26 protein-coding genes are annotated in these 25,531 nt (G+C 65.1%); 12 read left to right on the plus strand and 14 right to left on the minus strand.

What is annotated here, in order from left to right; translation table 11 throughout:
• Positions 1-110: 110 nt before the first annotated feature.
• From HELO_RS13110 to rpe, 3 genes are read right to left on the minus strand one after another with little or no spacing between them, the layout of a single operon-like run.
• Positions 111-956 (minus strand): mechanosensitive ion channel family protein, encoded by an 846-nt coding sequence (locus HELO_RS13110; protein WP_013333134.1) that lies wholly within the window; start codon positions 954-956, stop codon positions 111-113.
• Positions 957-1,012: 56 nt separating this feature from the next.
• Entirely contained in the window at positions 1,013-1,321 is a 309-nt protein-coding gene (locus HELO_RS13115; protein WP_013333135.1) for a GIY-YIG nuclease family protein, read from the minus strand.
• Positions 1,322-1,323: 2 nt separating this feature from the next.
• Positions 1,324-2,022 carry a ribulose-phosphate 3-epimerase gene (gene rpe / locus HELO_RS13120; protein WP_013333136.1) on the minus strand — a complete coding sequence of 233 codons (699 nt, stop codon included), beginning with the start codon at positions 2,020-2,022 and terminating at the stop codon, positions 1,324-1,326.
• A 140-nt stretch (positions 2,023-2,162) separates the two neighbouring features.
• On the opposite strand from rpe, the gene ggt reads away from it, so the two are divergent.
• From ggt to HELO_RS13150, 6 genes are all read left to right on the plus strand, one after another.
• Entirely contained in the window at positions 2,163-3,893 is a 1,731-nt protein-coding gene (ggt, locus tag HELO_RS13125; protein WP_013333137.1) for a gamma-glutamyltransferase, read from the plus strand.
• A 232-nt stretch (positions 3,894-4,125) separates the two neighbouring features.
• On the plus strand, positions 4,126-5,148 hold the full coding sequence (cysP, locus tag HELO_RS13130; RefSeq protein ID WP_013333138.1) for a thiosulfate ABC transporter substrate-binding protein CysP: 1,023 nt from the start codon (positions 4,126-4,128) through the stop codon (positions 5,146-5,148).
• 25 nt (positions 5,149-5,173) lie between these two features.
• On the plus strand, positions 5,174-6,034 hold the full coding sequence (gene cysT / locus HELO_RS13135; RefSeq protein ID WP_013333139.1) for a sulfate ABC transporter permease subunit CysT: 861 nt from the start codon (positions 5,174-5,176) through the stop codon (positions 6,032-6,034).
• Positions 6,034-6,861, plus strand: a complete 828-nt coding sequence (gene cysW, locus HELO_RS13140) for a sulfate ABC transporter permease subunit CysW (protein ID WP_013333140.1) — start codon at positions 6,034-6,036, stop codon at positions 6,859-6,861. The genes cysT and cysW overlap by 1 nt, the downstream gene beginning before the upstream one ends.
• Entirely contained in the window at positions 6,858-7,964 is a 1,107-nt protein-coding gene (locus HELO_RS13145) for a sulfate/molybdate ABC transporter ATP-binding protein (protein ID WP_013333141.1), read from the plus strand. Before cysW ends, HELO_RS13145 begins: the two co-directional genes overlap by 4 nt.
• A gap of 68 nt (positions 7,965-8,032) precedes the next feature.
• On the plus strand, positions 8,033-8,623 hold the full coding sequence (locus tag HELO_RS13150) for a YajG family lipoprotein (protein ID WP_013333142.1): 591 nt from the start codon (positions 8,033-8,035) through the stop codon (positions 8,621-8,623).
• A 60-nt stretch (positions 8,624-8,683) separates the two neighbouring features.
• On the opposite strand, the gene tmpT is transcribed toward HELO_RS13150, so the two are convergent.
• A complete protein-coding gene (gene tmpT / locus HELO_RS13155) occupies positions 8,684-9,322 on the minus strand; it encodes a thiopurine S-methyltransferase (RefSeq protein ID WP_013333143.1) in 639 nt (212 codons plus the stop codon).
• Between the two features lie 11 nt (positions 9,323-9,333).
• The gene (locus HELO_RS13160) at positions 9,334-9,966 is read right to left on the minus strand and encodes a TIGR04211 family SH3 domain-containing protein (RefSeq protein WP_013333144.1); all 633 of its coding nucleotides are present in this window, start codon (positions 9,964-9,966) and stop codon (positions 9,334-9,336) included.
• A 414-nt stretch (positions 9,967-10,380) separates the two neighbouring features.
• Here HELO_RS13160 and miaB point away from each other — a divergent pair, with 414 nt between their 5' ends.
• The 5 genes from miaB to lnt all read left to right on the plus strand — a co-directional run bounded on the left by miaB (position 10,381) and on the right by lnt (position 15,935).
• A complete protein-coding gene (gene miaB, locus HELO_RS13165; RefSeq protein WP_013333145.1) occupies positions 10,381-11,724 on the plus strand; it encodes a tRNA (N6-isopentenyl adenosine(37)-C2)-methylthiotransferase MiaB in 1,344 nt (447 codons plus the stop codon).
• Between the two features lie 207 nt (positions 11,725-11,931).
• Positions 11,932-13,038, plus strand: coding sequence for a PhoH family protein (locus HELO_RS13170; RefSeq protein WP_013333146.1), 1,107 nt, complete (start codon positions 11,932-11,934; stop codon positions 13,036-13,038).
• Positions 13,035-13,550: an rRNA maturation RNase YbeY gene (ybeY, locus tag HELO_RS13175; protein ID WP_013333147.1), complete on the plus strand. Its 516-nt coding sequence runs from the start codon at positions 13,035-13,037 to the stop codon at positions 13,548-13,550. Before HELO_RS13170 ends, ybeY begins: the two co-directional genes overlap by 4 nt.
• On the plus strand, positions 13,547-14,413 hold the full coding sequence (locus tag HELO_RS13180) for an HlyC/CorC family transporter (RefSeq protein WP_013333148.1): 867 nt from the start codon (positions 13,547-13,549) through the stop codon (positions 14,411-14,413). The genes ybeY and HELO_RS13180 overlap by 4 nt, the downstream gene beginning before the upstream one ends.
• A 40-nt stretch (positions 14,414-14,453) precedes the next feature.
• On the plus strand, positions 14,454-15,935 hold the full coding sequence (gene lnt, locus HELO_RS13185) for an apolipoprotein N-acyltransferase (RefSeq protein WP_041602138.1): 1,482 nt from the start codon (positions 14,454-14,456) through the stop codon (positions 15,933-15,935).
• A gap of 143 nt (positions 15,936-16,078) precedes the next feature.
• On the opposite strand, the gene phaC is transcribed toward lnt, so the two are convergent.
• The 5 genes from phaC to prmB all read right to left on the minus strand — a co-directional run bounded on the left by phaC (position 16,079) and on the right by prmB (position 21,193).
• Positions 16,079-17,914: a class I poly(R)-hydroxyalkanoic acid synthase gene (gene phaC, locus HELO_RS13190; RefSeq protein WP_013333150.1), complete on the minus strand. Its 1,836-nt coding sequence runs from the start codon at positions 17,912-17,914 to the stop codon at positions 16,079-16,081.
• Between the two features lie 82 nt (positions 17,915-17,996).
• On the minus strand, positions 17,997-18,449 hold the full coding sequence (locus tag HELO_RS13195; RefSeq protein ID WP_013333151.1) for a phasin family protein: 453 nt from the start codon (positions 18,447-18,449) through the stop codon (positions 17,997-17,999).
• 116 nt (positions 18,450-18,565) lie between these two features.
• Positions 18,566-18,931 carry a DUF6489 family protein gene (locus tag HELO_RS13200; RefSeq protein WP_013333152.1) on the minus strand — a complete coding sequence of 122 codons (366 nt, stop codon included), beginning with the start codon at positions 18,929-18,931 and terminating at the stop codon, positions 18,566-18,568.
• Positions 18,932-19,019: 88 nt separating this feature from the next.
• Positions 19,020-20,105, minus strand: coding sequence for a chorismate synthase (gene aroC, locus HELO_RS13205; RefSeq protein WP_013333153.1), 1,086 nt, complete (start codon positions 20,103-20,105; stop codon positions 19,020-19,022).
• A 20-nt stretch (positions 20,106-20,125) separates the two neighbouring features.
• Positions 20,126-21,193: a 50S ribosomal protein L3 N(5)-glutamine methyltransferase gene (gene prmB / locus HELO_RS13210; RefSeq protein ID WP_013333154.1), complete on the minus strand. Its 1,068-nt coding sequence runs from the start codon at positions 21,191-21,193 to the stop codon at positions 20,126-20,128.
• A gap of 12 nt (positions 21,194-21,205) precedes the next feature.
• Here prmB and HELO_RS13215 point away from each other — a divergent pair, with 12 nt between their 5' ends.
• Complete coding sequence (locus HELO_RS13215; RefSeq protein WP_013333155.1) at positions 21,206-21,772, plus strand: Smr/MutS family protein; 567 nt, start codon at positions 21,206-21,208, stop codon at positions 21,770-21,772.
• Here HELO_RS13215 and HELO_RS13220 read toward each other — a convergent pair.
• The 4 genes from HELO_RS13220 to HELO_RS13235 form a co-directional block, all read right to left on the minus strand.
• The gene (locus tag HELO_RS13220) at positions 21,769-22,782 is read right to left on the minus strand and encodes a patatin-like phospholipase family protein (protein ID WP_013333156.1); all 1,014 of its coding nucleotides are present in this window, start codon (positions 22,780-22,782) and stop codon (positions 21,769-21,771) included. The two genes, HELO_RS13215 and HELO_RS13220, sit on opposite strands and share 4 nt — an antisense overlap.
• Positions 22,783-22,796: 14 nt before the next feature.
• Positions 22,797-23,672 carry an alpha/beta fold hydrolase gene (locus tag HELO_RS13225; RefSeq protein WP_041602140.1) on the minus strand — a complete coding sequence of 292 codons (876 nt, stop codon included), beginning with the start codon at positions 23,670-23,672 and terminating at the stop codon, positions 22,797-22,799.
• Entirely contained in the window at positions 23,669-24,481 is an 813-nt protein-coding gene (locus HELO_RS13230) for an alpha/beta fold hydrolase (RefSeq protein ID WP_013333158.1), read from the minus strand. Before HELO_RS13230 ends, HELO_RS13225 begins: the two co-directional genes overlap by 4 nt.
• Positions 24,482-24,696: 215 nt before the next feature.
• Positions 24,697-25,431: a FadR/GntR family transcriptional regulator gene (locus HELO_RS13235; RefSeq protein WP_013333159.1), complete on the minus strand. Its 735-nt coding sequence runs from the start codon at positions 25,429-25,431 to the stop codon at positions 24,697-24,699.
• Positions 25,432-25,531 lie beyond the last annotated feature (100 nt).

Genomic DNA, 25,531 nt, shown 5'->3' on the forward strand with positions numbered 1-25,531 from the left:
CGAGGGCGCTGTGAACCCTTCCCTGGGCACTATATCCGCCATCCTTGGCGGATGACCCTCGCATCGCCCTGTCCCCGGCGCCGATTGGCACCGAGAGTCTGAAATGCTGCTTAGCCGATCACGTCGGTGCCGTTCTTGTTTTCCCCGTGGTGATAGACATGCACGTCGCGCTGGGGAAAGGGAATATTGATGCCTTCGCGATCGAAGCGGCGCTTGATCTCCTCGGTCATCTCCCAGTAGACATCCCAGTAGTCGGCGGCCTTGACCCAGGGACGCACGATCCAGTTGACGCTGGAATCCCCCAGCGAGCCGATACGAATGTTCGGCGCCGGGTCGGCCAGGACCCGTGCATCGTCGGCGACCACGCCTTCCAGCACGCGCCGCACGGTATCGATGTCGTCGCCATAACCGACCCCGACGACCAGATCCACGCGCCGGGTGGCATGCGCCGAATAGTTGGTGATGGCGTCCGACAGCATCTGACCGTTGGGCACGATGATCTTGCGGTTGTCGGGCGTGCTGAGTTCGGTGGTGAAGATCTGCACCTCCTCGACGGTGCCGGATACTCCGCCGCCCTCAATATAGTCACCGACCCGGTAGGGCCGGAACAGCACCACCATGACGCCGGCGGCAAAGTTGGCGAGCGAGCCCTGCAGCGCCAGCCCGATCGCCAGGCCGGCGGCACCGAGTACCGCGATCAGCGAGGTGGTCTGGATACCGAGCTGACCGATCGCCGCCAGCACCACGGCGAACATCAGCAACACATAGAAGATGTTGCCCGCGAACGTCACGATCAACGGATCGGTCTTGGCCCGCTTCATGGCCTTGGTCACCAGGCGATGCAACAACTTGGCAACCCAGCGCCCGATCACGAAGATCGCGATGGCCGCCACCAGGTTGATCGCGAAGCTCGTTCCCTGCACCTGCAGGAACTCCACTGCCTGCTGCAATTCCATATCGCCTCCCTTGCTTCTGCCTCAATGAAAGAATGGTTCCTGCGGATGGCATGTTCTCAGGCGTCCACGCGGCGCTCCGCCACCCAGCGCCGCTTGCCCTGTGCCGACATCCGCTTGACGCCGGCTTCGAGTCGCAGCGCTTCGCCGCGATTCCCCACAACCTGCTGATATACCAGATGCAAGGGGCCCTTGCCACGCAGCGCCTTGGCGCCACGTCCCGTTCGATGCTCGGCGAGACGCCGCTCGACATCGGTGGTGATGCCGGTGTAGAGCGCGCCACTGGCCGTCTCGATCATGTAGAGATGCCACTGCCGAGAGGCTGCACTCTCCACACTCTCGGCATCCTCCACACTCCCGCTCTTCACGCTCACGCCTCGGCCAGTGCCCGACGGAAGTCCTCGATCACGCCATCATAACGATGCGGATCCTCGGGATTGCGCGCCTTGAAGACCGCCGATCCGGCAACGAAGGTATCGGCGCCAGCCCGGGCGATCTCGGCGATGTTGTCGATCTTGACGCCGCCATCGATCTCCAGGCGGATATCACGCCCCGAGGCGTCGATGCGGCGGCGCGCCTCGCGCAGCTTGTCGAGGGTGCCGGGCAGGAACGACTGGCCGCCGAAGCCGGGATTGACGCTCATCAGCAGGATCATGTCGACCTTGTCCATCACATGATCCAGAAAGCTCAGGGGCGTGGCCGGATTGAACACCAGGCCCGACTTGCAACCGCCATCGCGGATCAACTGCAGCGAGCGGTCGATATGTTCGGAAGCTTCCGGATGGAAGGTGACATAACTGGCGCCGGCATCGATGAAGTCACCGATCAGACGATCCACCGGCTTGACCATGAGGTGCGCGTCGATCGGCGCGGTCACGCCATGGCGCCGCAGCGCTTCGCAGACCATCGGCCCGATGGTCAGGTTGGGCACGTAATGATTGTCCATCACGTCGAAGTGCACGATATCCGCCCCCGAGGCAAGCACATCATCTACCTCTTCGCCCAGTCGGGCGAAATCGGCGGAAAGAATCGAGGGGGCGATCAGGTAGTCAGGCTTCGTAGCGGTCATGGGGCTCCCTGGCAGACGATCAAATGTCACGATGGCGCCCATTCTAGCAGGATCGGCGATACAACTCGTGACTTGCAGGATCGTCGCACACCATCAATAGTGAATTGCCGTCATACACAACAACGCGACAAGGAACCGTCATGATTCCAAACTGGCTACGACACCCCCTCAACGCCGGCCTGCTGGCCGGTACCCTGCTGGCCACCCCCATGGCCCTGGGCCAATCGGCGATCCTCGAGGGCGAACGCTTCCATCCCGAGGAAAGTACCGACGGCATGGTGGCGACCAGCCATTTCCTCGCTTCCCGGGTGGCGCGCGATGTCATGGCCGAAGGCGGCAACGCCGTGGATGCCGCCGTCACCGCCGGCTTCGCCCTGGCCGTCACCCAGCCCCGCTCCGGCAATATCGGCGGCGGCGGTTTCATGCTGATCTCCGACGAGAACAGCGGCGAGGTCATCGCCATCGATTATCGCGAGACCGCACCGGCCGCCGCCACCGAGACCATGTTCCAGGACGAAGACGGCAATGCCGTCGCTGAGTGGTCGCGCTTCACGCATCGCGCCGCCGGGGTACCCGGTACCGTGGCCGGCCTGGCCCTGGCGCTCGAGAAATACGGCACCATGAGCCTGGCCGATGCCCTGGCACCGGCGATCCGGCTCGCCGAAGAGGGCTTCGAGGTGCCGCCACGCTTCGTCGCCGGGGTCAACGATGCCCGCGAACGCCTCGAGAAGTGGGAATCGAGTCGCAAGATGTTCTTCAAGGAGGACGGCAGCGCCTACGAGGTCGGCGACACCTTTCGCCAACCGGAACTGGCCGCGACGCTCAAGCGCATCGCCGAGCAGGGCGCCCGGGAATTCTATGAAGGCGAGACTGCCGAGCTGATCGCCGCCGAGATGCAGCGCCACGATGGCCTGATCACCCTGGAGGACCTGGCCGGCTACCAGCCAGAGATCCGCGAACCCAGCCACGGTACCTACCGGGGGCATGACATCTACGCCATGAGCCCGCCCTCCTCGGGTGGCGCCCACATCGTGCAGATGCTCAACATTCTCGAGGACTACCCGATCTCGGAGATGGGCTTCAATTCCGCCGATACCATCCATGTGATGGCCGAGGCGATGAAGCGTGCCTATGCCGACCGTTCGGAGTATCTGGGCGATACCGACTTCGTCGACGTGCCGCTCGAGGGCATCACCTCCAAGGCCTATGCCGACGAACTGCGCGAGCAGATCAACATGGACAGCGCCACGCCGAGCAGCGAGATTGCCCCCGGCAAGCCGCTGCCCTATGAGTCCAACGAAACCACACACTTCTCCATCGCCGATGGCGACGGCCTGGCGGTCTCCAACACCTACACCATCAACTTCAGCTACGGTTCCGGTATCGCCGTGGAGGGAGCCGGCTTTCTGCTCAACAACGAGATGGACGACTTCTCCGCCAAACCGGGCGTGCCCAACGCCTATGGTCTGATCGGTGGAGAAGCCAACAAGATCGAGCCCGGCAAGCGCATGCTGTCGTCGATGACGCCGACCATCGTCAAGCGCGACGGCAAGAACTTCCTGATCACCGGCAGTCCGGGGGGCTCGCGTATCATCACCACCACGCTGCAGGTGTTGATGAACGTCATCGACCACGACATGAATATCCAGTCGGCGGTCAGCGCCCCGCGCATCCATCACCAGTGGCTGCCCGACGAGATCCGCATCGAGGCCGGCATCAGCCCGGACACCCTCGAACTGCTGGAAGACAAGGGCCATACCATCAGCCAGCAAGCCGCCATGGGCGCCGCCCAGTCGATCATGATCGACGACGGGCTTTTCTTCGGCGGCGCCGATCCCCGCCGTTCCACGTCATCAGCCATCGGGCTTTGACGCTCCCCGCCCCCGGCCCGCGCCGGGGGCTCGGTCATCGTCCCGGTGCCGCATTGCCGCAACTCGCTCTCCCCCCCCTCACACTCATAGCTCGTCCACTCGTAGCTCGCACCCTAGGCTCCCCCTTCGATATTAATAGTCCAAAAAAGAATAACCCAAACACTTGTAATTCCATTTGGCGATTACTACCTTAGCGATCCAAGTAAATCCATCAAGGATCCAAGGAGTCGTCATGTCGCCGCTGCCCTTCGTACGTCGCACCTTTACCGCCTCCATCGTCGCCGCCGGCCTGGGCATCGGTCTCGTCACCCCGGCCATGGCGGCCGAGCGCGAGCTGCTCAACTCCTCCTATGACATCGCCCGCGAGCTGTTCGCCGAGATCAACCCGGCCTTCAAGGAACACTGGGAGGCGAACCACGACGATACCCTGACCATCAAGCAGTCCCACGGCGGCTCGTCGGCACAGGCCCGCGCCATTCTCCAGGGGCTCGGCGCCGATGTGGTGACCTACAACCAGGTCACCGACGTTCAGGTGCTCGCCGATGCCGGCCTGGTGGCCGAGGACTGGCAAGCTCAACTGCCCAACAATGCCTCGCCCTACTACTCCACCACCGCCTTCCTGGTGCGCAAGGACAACCCCAAGGGCATCGAGAGCTGGGCCGACCTGGCCAGGGAAGACGTGGAACTGGTCTTCCCCAACCCCAAGACCTCGGGCAACGGCCGCTACACCTACCTGGCCGCCTGGGGGGCCGCTGAGCGCGCCTTCGACGGCGACGAGCAGAAGGTCAAGGACTTCATGCGCACCTTCCTCGGCAACGTCAAGGTGTTCGATACCGGCGGTCGCGGCGCCACCACCAGCTTCATCGAGCGGGGCATCGGCGACGTGCTGATCAGCTTCGAATCCGAGGTCAACAACATCCGCCAGGAGTACGGCAGCGACGATTACGAGGTGATCGTGCCGCCGGTCAGCATCCTCGCCGAATTCCCGGTGGCGGTGGTCGGAGAGAATGCCGAGAAGCACGGCAACACCGAGCTGGCGCAGGATTACCTGGACTACCTCTATAGCGAAGAGGCTCAGCGTATTCTTGCCGGCTTCAACTACCGCGTGCATGACGAAGCCGTGGTCGAGGAATTCAGCGATCAGTTCCCCGAGACCGAGTTGTTCGAGGTCCAGGATGTCTTCGGCGGCTGGGACCAGGCCATGGAGACACATTTCGAGAGCGGTGGGATGCTCGATCAGTTGCAGCGCCGCTGAGTAACCGGATGAACGAGAACCCTTCATGAAAGCAGCAGCTTTCTCCTTGCCCCTTCCCCGGGCCCGGCAGCGTGTGCTGCCGGGCTTCGGCCTGTCTCTGGGCATCAGCCTGACCTTCGTGTCACTGGTTCTGCTGCTGCCGTTGACCGGCCTGGTCGGCCAGCTCTCCGGCCTGTCGCTGGCCGAGTACTGGGCGATCATCAGCGAAGGCCGAGTCGTCGCCAGCTATGTGACCACGATCGGTGCAGCGGCGGTCGCCGCGGTGATCAACGCCATCTTCGGGCTGCTGCTGGCCTGGGTGCTGGTGCGCTACGACTTCCCGGGCAAGCGCCTGCTCGACGCCCTGATGGATCTGCCCTTTGCGCTGCCCACGGCGGTGGCCGGCATCACCCTGGCCACGCTCTACTCCAGCAGCGGCTGGATGGGCAAGGCACTGGCCCCACTGGGCATCGAGGTCGCCTATACCTGGGTCGGCATTGCACTGGCCATGGCCTTTACCAGCATTCCCTTCGTGGTGCGCACCGTACAGCCGATCCTCGAGGATCTGCCGGGAGAGATCGACGAGGCGGCCATGGCACTGGGCGCCCGCGATGGCGTGGCCTTCCGCCGCGTGATCCTGCCTCACCTGTGGCCGGCGCTGGTCACCGGCACGGGGCTGGCCTTCGTGCGCTCGCTCGGCGAGTTCGGCGCGGTGATCTTCATCGCCGGCAACATGCCTTACGAGACCGAGATCACCTCGCTGATGATCTTCGTCAAGCTGCAGGAGTACGACTATGTCGGCGCCTCGGCCATCGCCTCGGTAGTGCTCGCCACCTCGCTGATCCTGCTGCTGGCCATCAACCTGTGGCAGGGCCGCTTCATCCGTCGCCTGCACGGAGGTAGCTGATGCAACGAATCGGAGATGCCCCCGTCCTGCGCCGCGTTCTCATCGGTGCCGCCGTGGCACTGGCCGCGCTCTTTCTGCTGCTGCCACTGGTGGCGATCTTCGCCCAGGCCTTCGCCCAGGGCCTCGGCGGCTTCTGGAGCAATGTCAGCGACACCTACACCCTGTCCGCCATCGGCCTGACCTTGTTCATCACGGCCCTGACCATTCCGGTGAACCTGGTGTTCGGGGTGATGCTGGCCTGGCTGGTGACGCGTTTCCAGTTCCCGGGACGCCGCCTGCTGCAGACGCTGATCGACATTCCCTTTGCCATCTCGCCGGTGGTGGCGGGCCTGGTCTATCTGCTGCTGTACGGCCGCAATGGCTGGATCGGCGGCTGGCTCAATGCCCATGACATCCAGTTGATGTTCGCCTGGCCGGGCATCCTGATGGTCACCATCTTCGTCACCTGTCCCTTCGTGGCCAGGGAGCTGATTCCATTGATGCAGGCCCAGGGCTCGCGGGAAGAAGAAGCGGCGGTCACCCTGGGCGCTTCGGGCTTCACGCTGTTTCGCCGGGTCACCCTGCCGAACATCCGCTGGGCATTGCTGTACGGGGTGATCTTGACCAACGCCCGGGCGGTGGGAGAATTCGGCGCCGTCTCCGTGGTCTCCGGCGCGATTCGCGGCGAGACCAATACCCTGCCGCTGCACGTCGAACTGCTGTATCAGGACTACAACACCGTGGGCGCCTTCGCCAGCGCCGCCCTGCTGGCCCTCATCGCCCTGTTCACGCTGGCCGCCAAGGCCGGCCTGGAGTGGCGCGCCACGCGCCGGGAGGCTTCCGCATGAGCATTCATCTCGAGAACATCGCCAAGCACTATGGTCGCGGAGGGCGCCATCAGGCCCTGGCGCCGCTGGATCTCGATATCCAGCAGGGCGAGCTGATCGGGCTGCTCGGCCCCTCCGGCTCCGGCAAGACCACCTTGCTGCGCATCATCGCCGGGCTCGAGGCCCCCGACCACAAGCCCGCCGGTCGCATCCTGTTTGGCGAGCGCGATGTCACCCAACTGCACGTGCGTGACCGGCGCATCGGCTTCGTCTTCCAGCACTATGCGCTGTTCCGGCACATGACGGTCTACGACAACGTGGCCTTCGGCCTGACGGTGATGCCGCGTCGCCAGCGGCCCTCCAGCGGCGAGATTCGCGCTCGGGTGCACCGCCTGCTGGAAATGGTCCAGCTCGAGAAGCTGGCGGGGCGCTACCCGGCCCAGCTGTCCGGCGGCCAGCAACAGCGCGTCTCCCTGGCGCGCTCCCTGGCCCTGCGCCCCGACGTCCTGCTGCTCGACGAGCCCTTCGGCGCGCTGGATGCCAAGGTTCGCCAGGAGCTGCGCCGCTGGTTGCGGCACCTGCACGACGAGTTGAACTTCACCAGCGTCTTCGTCACCCACGACCAGGAAGAGGCGCTGGAACTCTCCGACCGCGTGGTGGTGATGAGCGATGGCCGCATCGAGCAGATCGACACGCCTGAGGCCTTGTATCGCGCCCCGGCCAACCGCTTCGTGTTCGAGTTCCTGGGCGATGCCAACCATCTCGAGGGCGAGGTGCGCGACGGCGTACTCACCTGTGGCGACGCTCGGCTCGATGTCGACCTGCCCGACGGCCCGGAGGACCTGCTGCTGCGCCCCCATGAAGTGGCGCTGGACACCGCACCGCGCGAGTCGGCCCATCTGCCGGTGACCGTGACCGCCATCTCGCCGGTCGGCGCCGAGGTGCGCGTGGAACTGGCCGCCGACTGGCTGCCCGGCCCCTGGCTTGCCACCGTGCGTCACGCCGATTTCGAGCGCCTCGCGCTCGCCCGTGGCCAGCGGCTGTTCGCCCTGCCGCGCCGCTGGCATCGCTTCGCGGACAGCGCACCGGCGACACGCGACACCTCGGCCCTGCTCACCGGCTGAATCGAATGCACGAGCTTCGGTGACGGGGCTATACTCGGTCCCCGTCGCCATTTCAGGAAGGAAGTGCCATGCAACGTCGACGTTTTCTGAAGCTCACGGCCCTGATGCTGACCCTCACCTGGCTCGCCGGCTGCTCGTCTCCCCAGTACCTGCAACCGACGCCCGAGCGCACCGCCACGGTGCCTCACATCGGCCAGGGCCAGGCAGTGACCGTGTCGGTGGTGGATGGTCGGGACAGCCCGCAGATCGGTACCCGCAGCGGCAACGCCATGTCGACCTCGGTGATCACCGTGGAAGCCGAGCCCTTGATGCCGAAGCTGCAGGCAGAGGCCGAACGCGCCCTGCGCGACATGGGCTTCCAGCCGACCAGGGAGGCCGCCCAGGGACGCCCTCGCCTGACGCTGACCCTGCAGCGCCTCGCCTACGGGAGCGGCCAGAGCCAACCGCTGATCGACGAAGCGCGCCTCGAGTCCGTGCTGGTCGCCAAAGCCGAAAACGACGGCGCGACCTACACCGGGACCTACACCTCACGGCGCACCCAGGGTTATGCCGTTCGTCCGGGCTTCGAAGCCAACACGAACATGGTCGCCGAGCTGCTCTCGGACGGGTTGAACCGTGTCTTCAAAGATCCCGAGCTGGGGCATTTCCTGGCACGCTGAGCCCACATAGCAGGACACTGCCCGAGCAGTGTCCTGCCGGTGTCGACAGGCAGCCTGGCTTCAGCGTCCGGGCCCCCGCCGCACCAGCTTCCAGATGCTCTCCCGGAAACCGCTGCCAGGCTCGCGCTCCCCATCCTCCAGATGGGTCACCTCGAAGTTGGGCGAGAAGCGTTCGTGCACCTCGTCGGCCGTCACCTCATACGGTGGACCTCCCGAATCGCCCGGTGCCCGGGTCAGGGTGATCAACAGCCCCCGGGCGCCGGGCGGCAGCAGTTGAGCCAGATGGAAGGCATAGCGCTGGCGCGCGGCCTCGGGCAGGGCAATCAAGGCCGCCCGGTCATAGAAGGCACCAATCTCCGCCGCCTCGTCGATGTGCAAGTGGAAGAAATCCCCGCACCATAGCTCCACGTTCCCCTGGCGGCTGACGGCAAAGTGCGCGTGATGGTAGCGGGATACCTCGCCTGCGCCTTCCGCCAGGAACTGCTCGATGGCCTCCTCGGCCAGTTCGATGCCCAGCACCGGATGGCCGCGATCGGCCAACCAGCGCATGTCCAGGCTCTTGCCGCACAAGGGCACCAGCACCTTGGCCCCCTCGTCGACACCGAGACCGGGCCAATGACGCTCGAGCGCGGGATGCACCGCCTCGCGATGAAAGCCGATACGACCTTGCTGCCAGCGCTGTCGCCAATCCTCGACCATGCCGCCCTCGCTCAGAACCAGCGGTCGCGCTTGCGTCGACGGCGCGGCAGGTGCGGTACGATCAGCCCGACCAGCAAACCGGCGCCCGCCACGCCTCCGCCATACATGAAGTAGCGCATCAGCAGGTCCTCTTCCTGGGTTTCCAGGCGAGCCTGCAGGTTGCGAATGGTGTCGCGGGACTGTTCGGCCTCGCTGGAGAGCTTCTGATTGCGGCTCTCCAGCTCGGCGATGCGCTGCTCGCGCACCGCGAGCGTCTCGCTGAGCGCATTGATGCGACCTTCCCAGGTGTCATTGATGCCGGACAGTTCCGCGCTCAACTCCTCGACCCGGGACTCCAGTGCTGGCAACTGCACCCGGGCACTGGGCGTATCCTGGAGCTGGTCGCTCGGCACCCAGACTTCATCGCCGCTTTCGCTGCGCACCTCGGTATAGTCGCCCTCGGTATCGAGCACTTCCACCGGCTCGCCGGCCGTCAGGCTACCGACGATGCGATAGCCATCGGTAGGACCGCTGCGGACATAGGTGGTCAAGTCATCGGAAACCCAGCGCGAGGCGTCGTCTCCACCCTCCTGCTGGGCGAGCGCCGGCAGGGCCAGGGCCCCGAGCAGCACGCCCAGTGTCACTTTCTTGCTTCGTTGCATCATGCCGTCATCCTGGCTATCCAAGGCTCTGTGTGCGGTGTACCAAGGCAATGGTGACCGTGCCGATCTCCCTTCCGACCCGATCCGCGATGAGAGCGACCTTCCCGAGACATCATCCACAGTTGCTGTGGACAAGTGTCGGGAAAACCGCTGGAAACCACCGGCCAGGCGGCGTGCTGTCGGCATGGTCGCGGTATCGATCACATCATGACCAATCGCGCAGGCCGCCGGGACCGGCACAAGCGCCAAAGGTACCATAGACATGCCACCGCCGGCAGCGCACGACGCTGGCCCCCGGCGTCAAGCGCGCGTATAATTACGGCCTCGGAAGACAGCACGTCTCCCCCCACGAACACTCAACGTTTCCCTCATCCACCGGTGCAATCCGTCGGGCCTCGACGCCACGACCAGACTCTTATGGCGAAGAAACTCTTCATCAAGACGCACGGCTGCCAGATGAACGAGTACGACTCCGCACGCATGGCGGATCTGCTCGGCGAATCCCATCAGCTGGAGCTCACCGACGACGAGCATGATGCCGACGTCATCCTTCTCAATACCTGCTCGATCCGCGAGAAGGCCCAGGAGAAGGTCTTCCACCAGCTCGGCCGCTGGAAGAAGCTCAAGGACGCCAATCCAGACCTGGTGATCGGCGTCGGCGGCTGCGTGGCCAGCCAGGAAGGCGAGGCATTGCGCAAGCGCGCGCCCCAGGTGGACATGGTGTTCGGTCCCCAGACCCTGCACCGTGTGCCGGCCATGCTCGACGCACGCCAGGACGACAAGATCTCGGTGGTCGATGTCACCTTCCCGGAAATCGAGAAGTTCGACCACCTGCCGAAACCGACCTCCGACGGCGCCACCGCCTTCGTCTCGGTCATGGAAGGCTGCTCCAAGTACTGCACCTTCTGCGTGGTCCCCTATACCCGGGGCGAGGAAGTCTCGCGTCCCTTCGAAGCGGTGATGGATGAAGTGATCCATCTGGCCGACCAGGGCGTCCGCGAGATCAACCTGCTGGGGCAGAACGTCAACGCCTATCGCGGCGAGAACCAGCTCGGCGACGAGATCGACCTGGCCGAGCTGATCAGCTGCGTGGCCGCCGTCGACGGCATCGACCGCATCCGCTTCACCACCTCGCATCCGGTAGAGTTCTCCGACAGCCTGATCGAGGCCTATGGCGAGATTCCGGAACTGGTCAGCCACCTTCACCTGCCCGTACAGGCCGGCTCCGACAACGTCCTGGCGGCCATGAAGCGCGGCCATACCGTCGAGGAATACGTCGACAAGCTGGAACGCATCCGCGCCCTGCGCCCGGACATCAGCTTTTCCTCGGACTTCATCATCGGCTTCCCCGGCGAGACCGAGGCGGACTTCGAATCGACCATGGATCTGATCCATCGCATCGGCTTCGATGTTTCCTTCAGTTTCGTCTACTCGGCGCGCCCCGGTACGCCGGCAGCGGCGCTGCCCGACGAAACACCGGAAGCGGTCAAGAAGCAGCGCCTGGCGATCCTGCAGGAACGCATCAACCAGCAGGCCATGCAGATCAGCCGACGCATGGTGGGCACGACCCAGCGCATCCTGGTCACCGGCTTCTCGCCCAAGGATCCGGGCCAGCTATCCGGACGCACCGAGAACAACCGGGTGGTCAACTTCCGCGCGCCCAATCCCACCGAGCTGATCGGCTACTTCGTCGACGTGGAAATCACCGAGGCGCTACCCAACTCCCTGCGGGGCGATCTGGCCTCTCCGGAGCGCTTCTGATTCCTTCCGCGGCCGGGGACGGCTCATGAATTTGCAGGCCCGCATCGGGCACTCTCGTGACACGGCGTGTCGTTCAGCATGCTGAATGAACACGCCGATCACGTTTTCAACGCTGCATGGCCGACGCCCGGCCCTTCATGGACCGTCTCCCGCGCATTGCTCCGCCCCCCAAGGTGGCAGTAAGCTGACGACGACATTCATCAACCCATGGACCCGCCTGTCTTGAGCCAGTCATCCACACCGGCCAATCGCATCATCACGCTCAATCTCGAGCCCAACGACCCGCGCCGCCTGGCCAACCTCTGCGGGCAACGCGACGAGCACCTCAAGCTGATCGAGGCGCGGCTCGGCATCACGCTGCGCAATCGCGGCAACACCTTCCAGCTGGCCGGCCCGGGAAATCGGGTCAAGGCCGCGTCCAATGTCGTCGAACACCTCTATCGCGAAACCGAGGCCAGTGATCTGACCCCGGACACCGTTCACCTGTTCCTGCAGGAATCGGGACTCGAGGCGCTGGAAGAAGAGGAAGAAGCGCAGGGCGGCGAGGACGAGGGACTGATCCGCACGCCCAAGTCTCTGATCAAGCCGCGCGGTTTCAACCAGCAGGGCTACGTCTCGAGCATCCGGGCCCATGACATCAACTTCGGCATCGGCCCGGCCGGCACCGGCAAGACCTACCTGGCCGTCGCCGCCGCCGTGGAAGCGCTCAACCAGCAGGAAGTGCGTCGCATCCTGCTGGTACGCCCGGCCGTCGAGGCCGGCGAGAAGCTCGGCTTTCTGCCCGGCGACCTGGCCCAGAAGATCGACCCCTACCTGCGCCCGCTCTACGACGCCCTCTACGAGATGATCGGCTTCGAACAGGTGGCCAAGCTCATCGAGCGCCAGATCATCGAGATCGCGCCGCTGGCCTACATGCGCGGCCGCACGCTCAACAATGCCTTCATCATCCTCGACGAGAGCCAGAACACCACTCGCGAGCAGATGAAGATGTTCCTGACGCGCATCGGCTTCGGTTCCACGGCAGTGATCACCGGCGACATCACCCAGGTCGACCTGCCCCGCGGCCAGACCTCGGGACTGATCCAGGTCCTCGATGTACTCAAGGATACCCCCGGTATCGGCGTGACCCACTTCGCCGCCAAGGACGTGGTACGCCATCCCCTGGTACAACGCATCATCGAGGCCTACGATGTCTTCGAGGCCGAACAGGAAGCCGAGGCCAGGGCCAAGCGGGAAGCCCGCGAGCAGGAACGCGAGGCACAGCGCCAACAGCGACAGGAGCGCCGTGACGACGGCGGCACCGGAAACTCATGAGCTGCTCACCGGATATCGATCGCCAGGTCGCCCTGGAAGTCGAGGATCTGCCACGACAGGCGGACCTCGAGGCCTGGGTGACCGGCGTGCTGTCTCGTCACCCCGACGAGACGCGTCACGAGCTGACGATCCGCTTCGTCGATGCCGAGGAAAGCCGGCACCTGAATCGCGACTATCGCGATCGCGACCGCCCGACCAATGTGCTCTCCTTCCCCTTCGAGAGCCCGCCGACGGTCGCCCTTCCCTTGCTCGGCGATCTGGTGATCTGCCATCCGGTGGTCGTCGACGAGGCCGAGACGCAGCACAAGTCCCTGCTCGATCACTATGCCCATATGGTCGTGCATGGCACGCTGCACCTTCTGGGCTACGATCATATCGAGGACGATGAGGCAGAGGTCATGGAAGCCCTCGAACGCGAGATTCTCGCCGAACTGGGCATCGCCGATCCCTACGCAACCTCTAGCCCTCCCCCGCGTGACATCGATACCGAGGACGAGAGAGCCGACGCATGAGCGAAGACCGATCGAGTAGCCAGGGCAACAGGTCCTGGCTCGATAAATTGTTCAGCGCACTTACCAGCGACAGCGACGAACCCAGCTCCCGGGACGAACTCTTGGAGTTCCTCCGCCAGGCAGCGACCCGGCTCAAGCTCGAGCAGGACGCCATGATGATCATCGAGGGCGCCCTGAACATCAGCGACCAACAGGTTCGCGAAGTGCTCATCCCGCGCTCTCAGGTCAACGCCATCGACCTCGATCAACCGCTGGAAGAATACCTGCCGGTGATTCTCGAGACCGGCCATTCGCGTTATCCGGTCATCGGCGAGAACCTCGACGAGGTCAAGGGCATCCTGCTGGTCAAGGACCTGCTGCCATTGCTGCAAGGCAGCCAGGACAACGGCCATGCCTTCCAGCTCGAGGAGGTACTGCGCCCGGCGATGTTCGTGCCGGAATCCAAACGGCTCAACAGCCTGCTCAAGGAATTTCGCGACACCCACAATCACATGGCCGTGGTGGTGGACGAATACGGCGGCACCGCCGGCATCGTGACCATCGAGGACATCCTCGAGGAAATCGTCGGCGACATCGAGGACGAACACGACACCGACGAGGAAGCGGACATCCGCGACCTGGGCGACGGCCGCTTCGCCATCCGCGCCCTGACGCCCATCGAGGAGTTCAACGAACACTTCGGCACGCGGCTTTCCGACGAGGAATTCGACACCCTGGGCGGCCTGATCATGCAGCGTTTCGGCCACCTGCCTGGACGCGGCGAACACACCAGGATCGGCGACTGGCGCTTCACCGTACTCAACGCCGACAATCGTCGCATCCGCCTGCTGGAAGCCGAGCGGCCTACCGACGACGACCAGTGACGCTCCCGCTCTCCCGAACCTGACGACCATGGACGGAACCATGCCCGCCTTTCGCTCCAGCCCCCTGCTCGGTTGCCTGGCCGCCCTGGCGGCCGGGGTACTGACCACGCTCTCTGCCGCCCCCTTCATGCTGTGGTGGCTCGCCCCGGTGGCCGCCGGCCTGCTCTATGCGGGCCTGCCGGCCCTGTCGCCACGTCAGGCGGCCTGGCGTGGCTGGTGCTATGGCCTGGGCCTGTTCGGTACCGGTGTTTCCTGGGTCTATGTCTCGATCCACGACTACGGCTACACCGGCGTTCCCCTGGCCGTCTTCCTGACGACGCTGTTCGTGGCCACCCTCGCCTTGTTCTTCGCCGTCACGCTCTGGCTCTATCGACGTCTTGCCGGCCCCCGCTTCGCCGTGCTCACCTTCGCCGGCGCCTGGGTGCTGGGCGAAGCCCTGCGCACCTGGCTGTTCACCGGTTTTCCCTGGCTGCTGCTGGGCAGCGGTCAGGTGGATTCCCCCCTGGCGCCGTGGGCGCCGGTGGGCGGTGTCTACCTGCTGTCGCTGATCACCGCCCTGAGCGGCGCACTCGGCGTGGAGCTGCTGCGCCGTCGCTGGTGGGCCGCCCTGCCCCTCGCCGGCCTCTGGCTGATACCCCTGGCACTGCCGCTGCAATGGACCCATCCCGCCGGCGACCCGGTGCGCGTCGCCCTGTTGCAGGGCAACCTCTCGCAGTTGATCAAGTGGACTCCGGAAGGCCAGCGCACCGCCATCGATACCTATCGGCGCCTGACCCGGGAACTGGGCGACACACCGCTCGACCTGGTGATCTGGCCGGAAGCGGCGCTGCCGATGTTCGAGGACCAGGCCCGGCCAGTGCTGGAGCGCGCCCAGGCGAGCCTGCCGGACGATACCCAGTTGCTCACCGGCATTCTCCAGCGTGATGAGCAGGGCAACTTCTACAATAGCGTGGTCGGCCTGAACGGCGTGCAGGGTGAATATCGCAAGCACCATCTGGTGCCCTTCGGCGAGTACTTGCCACTGGAAAGCCTGTTGCGCGGCGCCATCGCCTTCTTCGACCTGCCGATGCCGGCCATGACGCCAGGCCCCGACGGCCAGCAACCCATGGTCGCCGCCGGCACCCGCATCGGCAATGCCATCTGCTACGAGATCATCTACGCCGATCTGGTGGCCAAGCAGGCACGTCACGCCAACGTACTCCTGACGCTTTCCAACGATACCTGGTTCGGCGATTCCCTGGGCCCTCAGCAACACCTGCAGATGGCCCGCCTGCGCGCCCTGGAAAACGGCCGCTACGTGGTCAGGGCCACCAGCAATGGCGTCACCGCCATCGTCGACCCACAGGGACGCATCACCGGCCGCCTGCCCCAGTTCGAAGCCGCCACCCTGGTCGGGGAATACGTTCCCATGGAAGGCCTCACCCCCTTCACCCGCACCGGCAGCTGGCCGATCTGGCTCCTCGCGGCGCTGATGGTACTGCCCGGCATCCGGCTAAGCGCCGCCGTAAGCCGTAAGCCGTAAGCCGTAAGCCGTAAGCCGTAAGCCAGCATGCTGCCACCAGACCAACGAGAAGGGTCTTTCTTGAAGCTTGCAGCTCTCCACTTACGGCTCCGGGCGCAGTCCGGGGTAGTTTTTTCTTAAAACTTAAAGCTTATAGCTTACAGCTAACTCCCGGCTTCGCCGGGAGCCAGCACCTCGGGAATCGTCATCTTCACGTACCGCCCCGGTGCCGGCTCGAGGATATCGAGCTGGCCTTCGCCGGGTTGGCGGGCCGGTACCAGCTTGTCGGGATCGGCGTAGCCGTTCTCGGTCATCCAGGCCTGCCAGTGCGGCCACCAGGAGCCTTCATGCGCCTCGGCTCCCTCGAGCCAGGCTTCATGATCGTCCGGCAGTTCCTCGTTAGTCCAGAAACCGTACTTGTTCTTGTGGGGCGGATTGACGATGCCGGCAATATGCCCGGACCCGGCCAGCACGAAGGTGACCGGCCCCTTGGGCAGCAAGGCACCATAATAGGTGCTGTTCCACTTGGCGATATGGTCCTCGCGGGTGGAGACGAAGTAGCTGGGAACCGAGATCTTGCGCAGGTCGATCTTCACGCCGTCGAGTTCGATGCCACCCGGCTCGACCAGGCGGTTCTCGCGATACAGGTGCCGCAGGTACCAGCCGTGGGTGCCCGCCGGCAGGTTGGTGCCGTCGGTGTTCCAGTACAGCAGGTCGAAGGGAGCCGGCGCGTCGCCTTTCAGATAGTTGTTGATGTAGAACGACCAGAACAGATCGTTCTCGCGCAGCAGGTTGAAGGAATAGGCCATGACTCGGCCATCCAGATAGCCGTCCTGCTCGAGTTTTTCTTCTATGCCCCTGAGCACCGGCTCGGCAAGGAAGACGCCCAGCTCGCCGGGATCGCGGAAGTCCTGCAGAGTCGCCATGTAGGTGACCGAGCGCACCTTGCGGCCGCGCCGGGTGCTGGTCAGGTAGGCCACTGTCGAGGCCGTCAGAGTCCCGCCGACACAGTAGCTCAGCAGGTTGACCGACTTTTCGCCCACGGCCTGCTCGATGGCTTCCATGGCCGCAATGGGCCCCATCTGCATGTAATCGGCCCAGGTCAGATCACGCTGCTCGGGACCGGGATTGCGCCAGGAGATCAGGAAGACGCTGTGGCCCTGATCCACCAGCCACTTGACCAGCGAGTTCTCCTGACGAAGGTCGAGCACGTAATACTTGTTGATCCAGGGCGGCACCACCAGCAACGGCGTCTTGAAGACCTTCTCGGTGCTGGGAGTGTACTGGATCAGCTGCATCAGCTCGTTCTCGAAGATCACTGCTCCAGGGGTGACGGCGATGTTCTCGCCGACCTCGAAGGCCTCGCGGTCCGTCATGGTGACATTGAGCCCCTCGACGGAATTGGCGAGATCCTCGCGCAACCGGGCCAGGCCATCCACCAGATTCTGGCCTCGCGTTTCCAGGGTACGCCGCATCACTTCGGGGTTGGTGGTGACGAAGTTGGTCGGCGACATGGCATTGACCAGTTGCCGCGCGTAGAAGGCGAGGTTGCGTCGATGGTCGTCCGACAGTCCCTCGAGGCTGTCCACCAGGGACTCGACGCGACGTGCGAACAGCAGGTACTGCTGCATGATCGACATGTAGAAGGGATCGCTGTGCCAGGCCTCGTCCTGGAAACGCCGATCCCCCTTGCCGGGCGTGACCAGCGGTGCCACCGACTCACCGGACAATGCCTTGAGCCCGTTCTGCCAAAGCTGGTATTGATCCTCCATCAAGCGTGCCTGGGTCTGCCACAGCAGGGAAGGATCGCGATTCAGCGCCTCGGCGCCGGCCCGAAAGCTGTCGTGCATGTCGGCATAGACGGACTCGGCGGCGGTATCGGGCACCAGGCGCGGCAGTACGTCCTCGATCAAGGCGCGATATTGCTCGCCGATCAGCCTGGCCTGCTCGCCCCACGCCTCGAGCTCCTCCTGTGACGGTGCATGATTCCCTGGCTGCATCACTCCCTCCCATGACCTCGACGCACGGTCGCCGCCCGCTCGTCACGAGCCGACAGCGACCCGGGTGTTACATGGAGAACGCTCAGCTACGCTTGCGCGCCGCCTGGCTGGTGGCCTTGGCCGGCCCTTCAGGCTCTTTGGCCGGTCCTTCAGACTCCTTGGTCGGCTCGGGCTCGGCGGCGGACGCCGCCTGCTCGGCCATCGCCTGGCCGGACTCGCCATAAAGCGCCTCCAGCTCGCTCTTGAAGCGCAGGCTCATCTCGCTCATGGCCCGGGCATCCTCGAGCATCTGGTTGGACAGCTCGGTCATCATCTCGACCTGCCGGGTGCCAAAATCGCGAACCCCTTCGACATCGCTGATATCGGTGGCATCCCGCAGGCGCGAGGTGCCCATCTGGCTGTAACGCTTCATGGCCTCCAGCTGGTACTGGGTCACACGTTCCATGTTGTCCAGCATCAAGGCATTGAACTTGCGCATCGGCGTGAAGAATTCCCGCGCCTGCTCGTTGAACGCATCGATCATCTTGTCCTGCATGGCCTGATCCTCCTCGAGGAATGCGGATAACACTCGTGCTGCACTGCACAAAGACTAGTCTGGCACGCCGACCGTTGCAAGATAATGACGATACGCTCCAACCAGAGAGCAGCGACTCAGCTCTTGCGCCGGCTGCGAGACTGGGCGCTGGCCGAGGAGGCCTTGCCGGCGCCTTGCCCGGACGCCCCGGAGGGCGGCTCATCCGGATCGTTTTCCTGGCTCCGGGTGGCCCCGGACGCAGCACGGCTCAGCATATCCATCATCATCTGCTGATAGTTGCCGAAGTTGGCCATGCCCTGCTGGAAGAGCGGTTGCTGGAGGAAGGGCTGCATCAGGCTCATGGGGTCATAGCCCTCGACACCGGATTCCATCTGCTTCTGGATGCGCTCCAGCAAATCCTGCTGAAAGGCTTCCACATCGGGCAGTCCGAGTGCCCGGCGGAATTCATCTGGCGTCAAATCGAACTCGACGTTGATCTTCATGGGGGCGCCTCACCTGGCCGAAGTGAATGAGATGATACGCCCCAAGTGTAGCAGTCCGACCGTTGAGGACGGTTCGCTCAGGCCGTTTTCAGGACAGTCTTGGCGTCGATACCTCAACGTCCTGATTCTGGCCTCGATGCCGCAGCAGATGATCCATCAGGGTCAGCGCCATCATCGCCTCGGCGATGGGCGTGGCGCGAATGCCGACACAGGGATCATGACGCCCGCGGGTGACGACCTCCACCGGTGCGCCAGCGACGTCAATCGAGCGCCCCGGGATGGTGATGCTGGAGGTCGGCTTGAGCGCCAGATGTGCAATGATCGTCTGGCCGCTGGAGATGCCGCCCAGGACGCCACCGGCATGATTGGACAGAAAGCCCTCGGGCGTCATTTCATCGCGGTGCTCACTGCCCCGCTGGGCCACCGAGGCGAAACCGTCGCCGATCTCCACGCCCTTCACGGCGTTGATGCTCATCAGGCCATGCGCCAGCTCGGCGTCGAGGCGATCGAAGACCGGCTCGCCAAGGCCAGGCGGCACGCCCTCGGCGACCACCGAAATGCGCGCGCCCACCGAGTCCTGATCGCGCCGCAGCTGATCCATGAAGGCTTCGAGCTCGGGCACTTTTTCCGGGTCGGGACAGAAGAAGGGATTGTCGTCCACCGCCGCCCAGTCGCGAAACTCGATGGCAATGGGCCCGAGCTGGCTCATGTAGCCACGCACCCGGATGCCCTGACTGGCCAGATACTGCTTGGCAATGGCGCCGGCGGCCACCCGCATGGCGGTTTCGCGGGCACTGGAGCGACCGCCGCCCCGATAGTCGCGAATCCCGTACTTGTGGTGATAGGTGTAGTCGGCGTGGGCCGGGCGAAACTGGTCCTTGATCCGCGAATAGTCCTTGGAGCGCTGGTCGGTGTTCTCGATCAGCAGCCCGATGGACGTTCCGGTGGTCACGCCCTCGAAGACGCCGGACAACAACCGCACCCGGTCGGGCTCGCGACGCTGGGTGGTATGCCGCGAGGAGCCCGGTCGACGCCGGTCCAGATCACGTTGCAGGGTTTCCTCGTCGATCGGCACGCCCGGCGGACAGCCATCGACGATGGCGCCGAGCGCCGGGCCATGGCTCTCGCCGAAGGTGGTGACGGTGAACAGCTTGCCGAAGGTGTTGCCGGACATGGGCGTTCCTCAATGACGAATCAGGCGAAGGACGCCGCATGGGCGTCGAGTTCCGCGGCGGTCAGCGCGAACACGCCCTGACCGCCGCGCTCGAATTCCAGCCACATGAAGGGAACCTCGGGGAAGGCGGCCTCCAGGTGACGATCAGAGTTGCCGACCTCGACGATCAACACGCCGTCGTCGGTCAGGTGCTCGCGGGCCTCGCGCAGGATACGACGCACGATGTCCAGGCCATCGGCCCCGGCGCCCAGCGCCAGTCCCGGCTCGTGACGGAACTCGGCGGGCATGGTGGCCAGATCCCGGGCATCGACATAGGGCGGGTTGGAGACGATCAACTCATAGCGCCGCCCCTCGAGGCCGTCGAAGAGGTCCGAGGCGACGGCTCGCACGCGATCGCCGACATCGTGGCGCGTGATGTTGAGACGCGACACCTCCAGAGCCTCGGCGCTGACATCGGCCAGGTCGACCTCGCAGGTGGGCAGGTGCAGGGCGGTGGCGATGCCGATGCAGCCGGAGCCGGCGCACAGGTCCAGCACTCGCGCCGGCGGTTCGACGGGGAACCAGGCGCCGAAGCCATGCTCGATCAGCTCGGCGATGGGCGAGCGCGGGATCAGCACCCGCTCGTCGACACTGAAGGGCACGCCGGCGAAGAAGGCCTCGCCCAGCAGGTAGGGCAAGGGACGACGGCTGCCGATTCGCTCCCTGGCGAGCCCGACGATACGGCGGCGCTCCATGGGCAGCAGGCGCGCATCGAGCACGCCGGGATCGACGTTCCAGGGCAGGTGCAGGGCACCCAGCGTCAGGGCCACTGCCTCGTCCCAGGCGGAATCGGTACCATGACCATAATGCAGGCCGGCCAGATGGAACTCGCTGGTGGCCCAGCGCAGGCAGTCACGCAGGGTGATCAGCCCCTCGGCCAACTCGGCGTCGTCGAGGGTCAGGGTGGAAGTCGATGAAGAGCAGACGGAATCGGCCACGGGGCATCCTGTTCGACGTTTGCATGGGAAAGCGGCTGAACCCCGATTGTACCCTCGGCAGCGGTTCACAGCCACGTCAGGGCCGGTATACTGGCCCCCTTTCAGGAGCATGCGAGTCACGACATGAGCCGACGCCGCCACCAGCCGGACGCCGATGACGTCAGTGCCTTCCGCCGGGCACTGAGCGAGGCCGGTGTGCGCCCGCTGCAGCACAACCGCGCCGATCCCGGTCGCCCGCGCCGAGAGGACGAAGCCGCCCGGGCACGACGCGCGGCGGCCGCCGACGCCGGCTCGGACAACGTCACCGGCCGCACTTCCGACGGCCGCGTCGAGGCAGTCCGGCCTTCGGCGTATCTCGATTTCGCGCTGCCCGACCTGCCCTATCGCACCCGCAGCCAGCTCAAGCGCGGCCAGATCGCCTGGGAAGCGGGGCTGGATCTGCATGGCTATACCGTCGACGAGGCCCGACTGGAACTCGAGACCTTCCTGCACGATGCCGAAGCCGAGCGCGCCCGTTGCGTGCTGGTCGTGCATGGCAAGGCCTGGGGCGCCACCTCCGATTACCCGGTGATCAAGAGCCACGTCAACGCCTGGCTGCGCGAATGGCCAAGCGTACTGGCCTTCTGCTCGGCCACCGATGCCGATGGCGGCACCGGTGCGGTGTATGTGCTGTTACGGCGGCAGCGTTAGGTTTTCCCCCGCATATCGAGTTCACGCTCGCGGCGGTCCAACGCGTCCTTGGCCAGATGCCTCCCCAGGCATATCAGGGCCTCGGCGCGGTGGAACTCGTAGGCGCCGCAGACCGTCTTGGGAATCTCGACCAGCACGTCCGGCGGATAGCCCGCCAACCGGTAGTTGGCAATCGCGCCCTGGGCGATGTCGAAGGATGCCAGCATCATGTCGAGGCGCCCCCAGGCATGACGATCGCGTTCCTGCTTGCCCTTTTCGGCGTCGTCCTCGTCACCGCTACCGAGACCATCGAAGAGCCGGCGCGTGGCGCCCCGCACGCCTTCCATCCAGCCGGTAAAATCGACCGCCCCCGCTCGATCGCGTTCCGCCTCACGAGCCTGTTCCTCGGCGGCCTCCTCGGGCGGCAGCAGGGATTCCAGTGTCACCGGCCGTGAGGTGTGGGCAGTGGCATTGACCGCCATGAGGAAATCCGCACGCGCGCCCACTGCCGGCATCACCGGCAAGGGGTTGAGCAGGCCGCCATCCACCAGCACCTGGGCGCCCCGGTAGACTGGCGTGATGACGCCCGGCACCGCGATGGAGGCCCGAATGGCCTGCAACAGGCTCCCCGACTGGAACCACACTTCGCGTTGGCGAGTCAGGTCGGTGGCCACGGTGGTCACCGGGACCGGCAGGTCCTCGATCAGGGTGTCGCCGACCAGTTCCTCGAGCTTGCTCATCACCTTGCTGGCCTTCATTGCCCCCATCGGGCTCCAGGTGACATCCACCAGGCGCAGAACATCGAAGTAATCCAGGCGACAGACCCAGTCACGATAGGCATCCAGCTCACCCGCCGCGTAAATACCGGCCACCAGAGCGCCCATGGAGCAGCCCGACAGCGCCACGATCTCGTAACCGCGCGCCTCCAGCTCCTCGATGATCCCGATGTGCGCATAACCCCGCGCACCGCCGCTGCCCAGCGCCAATACCACACGCCGGCCGGTATCCTCGTCGGGAGATCGTTCGGCCATGGTCATCTCCTCCCTCAGGTTCGATCAGTTCCCCGGACATGCGCCACAATCGTCTCGGCAACGGCATCCACCCGTTCCGACTCCAGATGCAGGTGGTGGCCACCCGCCAGCACCCGCCTCGTCAGCTCGGCGACCGCAGCCCTTCTCGACGTCATGCCCTCGCGCTCTCCCAGGATGCCTTCCTGACCCTCGACCAGCAGAACATCGCAGCTCATGGCGCCCAGTGCGGCCAGCACCTGATCGGGCGTCAGGCGAACCGGCGAGGCCCAGCGCAGGCGCGGGTCGCTGCGCAGCCGCCACTCGCCCCATGCCAGCGCCTCCAGATTTCGCTCGACCAGGGGCCTGGCGGTTTCCGCGTCGATCGGCGAGGCACTGCCGGCCACCCGCGCCGCCACGGCGCTCTCGATATCAGCATAGCGAGGCGCCGACGCGCAGGGCCGTCGACGGGCTTGCAGCCCCTTGCGCAACTGGCGTGGCAACGCCGACGGCGCAGTGGTCACGGCACCGAGGCCATCGATCAGGACCAGCCGCTCGACGCGTTCCGGCAGGCCGGCGGCAAGCAGGCAGGCCACCCCGGCACCCATGGAATGCGCCAGCAGCGGGGCACGCTCGAGGCCCAGCGCATCGAGGGCATCGAGCACGTCATGACAGTAGTCCCAGAGGGCATAGCCCCCGTCCCCGACCAGATAACGCGAGTGCCCATGGCCCGCGAAATCGAGCGCCACCACCCGGATGCCCAAGCTCGATGCGAGGCGCGGCGCCAGGCGCGAGAAACTGGCGGCATTGTCCAGCCAGCCATGCAGGGCGAGCCAGGTCGGCGCCCGGGCCTCGCCCCAGGACAGGGCAGCCAGGCGACCGTCGGCAAGACGCATGGGCTCTCCCTGTGTCATCGTTCACCTCCATCCAGCAGGGTATCGAGCATGGCCAGCAGGGCCTCGCGAGTCGCTTCGGGGTGTTCCATGGGGAACATGTGGCCGCCGGGCACCTCGGCGACCCTGACACCTCGACGCCTCAAGCGACGTCGCCGACGCGACGTGAGCAGATCGGACTCATCACCGGCCAGCACGCCCAGCGGCACCCTGGCACGCTCGGGGAGAGCGTTCAGGTGATCGGGCAGGTGGCGGAAGATGTCGACTTCGATATCGGGGTCATAGCGCAGAACCACCCCACCCTCCTCGAGCTCCCGGGTACCGCCCTCGATGTAATCATCCAGGGCCTGGTCGGTGAAACGACGAAACAGGCTGCGGCGACGCAGATAGTCGCGCATCGCCGAACGGTCCGACCAACGGGAACGGCGCCCCAGGGTCCGCCCCGCCGGGGTGACCCGATCGACGAAACCGAGGCGCTTGGCCAGCTTCATGGCCATGGCGTCGACGCCCAGCATCAAGGGAGGATCGAGCATCACCACACAGCGGAAGCGTTCCGGCGCCTGCTCGGCGGCCATGGCCGTCAGCACGCCGCCCATGGAATGCCCGACGCCGATCACCGGTTCGGAGAACGCCTGTAACTGCTCCAGCAGTTCGTCGCGCAGCGCCAGCCAGTTGTGGCCCACGGGAAAGTCGGGATGATGACCGAGCTGCTCCACGGGATGCATGTCGAAACGCGCCTCGAGCGGCGCCAGGAAACTGCGGTAGCTTCGGCCGGGAAAGCCGTTGGCATGGGCGAAGACAAGAGGCGTGGCGGTAGCAGGCTGGGGCATGGCATCTTCCGGTTTGGCGGGCCGTCTGGTGATAGCAGGCTAACGGGAATACCATGGTGCGCCAAGTCGCCTTTCGCCCCATTCATCCGCTACCAGGAGTCAACGTGACGCACCGCCCCGACAAGCCCCGCCGAGACACCCGCCTGCGCAACCGGGTCTTTTTCGCCACCGTGGCCATTGCCGTGGTCGTCGGACTCTGGCTGGCACGCTAGGGTCTATTCCTCGAGATAGCGCGCGTACATCTCCTTCGAACGGTTGAGATGGTCATGCATCGCCGTGCGCGCCGCCGGACCGTCCCGCTCGAGAATCGCCTCCAGGATCCGGGCATGTTCCTGCTGCACCAGTTCGAGGTAACGTGCCGAGGAACTGGGATCGATGTCGATGCTGAGCAGCTTGGAGCGAGGGATCATGCTTTCGCTGAGCGGCTCGTAGAAGCGGTCGAAGAATACGTTGTGCGTCGCCTTGACGATGGCGTGGTGGAAGGCAAAATCCTCCCGGCGCGCCTGAGACTGACTGGCCTGAACCGCCGAGAATTCCGCATGTCGCGCCTCCAGGCGCGCCCGGTCTTCCGCGTCATGGCGTAACGCGGCCAGCTCGGCGGCGCTGGGTTCCAGCGTCAACCGCAGCTCCAGGACCTGGAGAATGTCCTCGACGGTTGTGGGGCTGATGTGCACGGCCGGCCGCGGCTCGACCACATCGGTACGCAGCACCGTCGTCCCGACGCCACGTCGAGTCTCGACCAGGCCGAGCGACTTGAGATGCGTGATGGCCTCGCGAATCACCGTGCGACTCACCCCGAAGGCGTCACACAGCTCGCTCTCGGTGGGCAGCTTGCTGCCCACCGGCGTGTCCCCCGAGGTGATCCGTCGCTCGAGTTGCTCCAGGACCGCCTTGGACAAGCTGCCCTCGCGAGTAATGCGCTTGACGCCCCATGAATTCGACACCGCCATCTCACATCCTTTTGCCATTGAACCACCGCGTCATATCACGCACGCAGTGCAGTCAAATCATCGTCCGGGCCAGCGATCGGTCCTTTCCGTATCGTATCAT

Source organism: Halomonas elongata DSM 2581 (assembly GCF_000196875.2).
GTDB classification, from domain to species: domain Bacteria; phylum Pseudomonadota; class Gammaproteobacteria; order Pseudomonadales; family Halomonadaceae; genus Halomonas; species Halomonas elongata.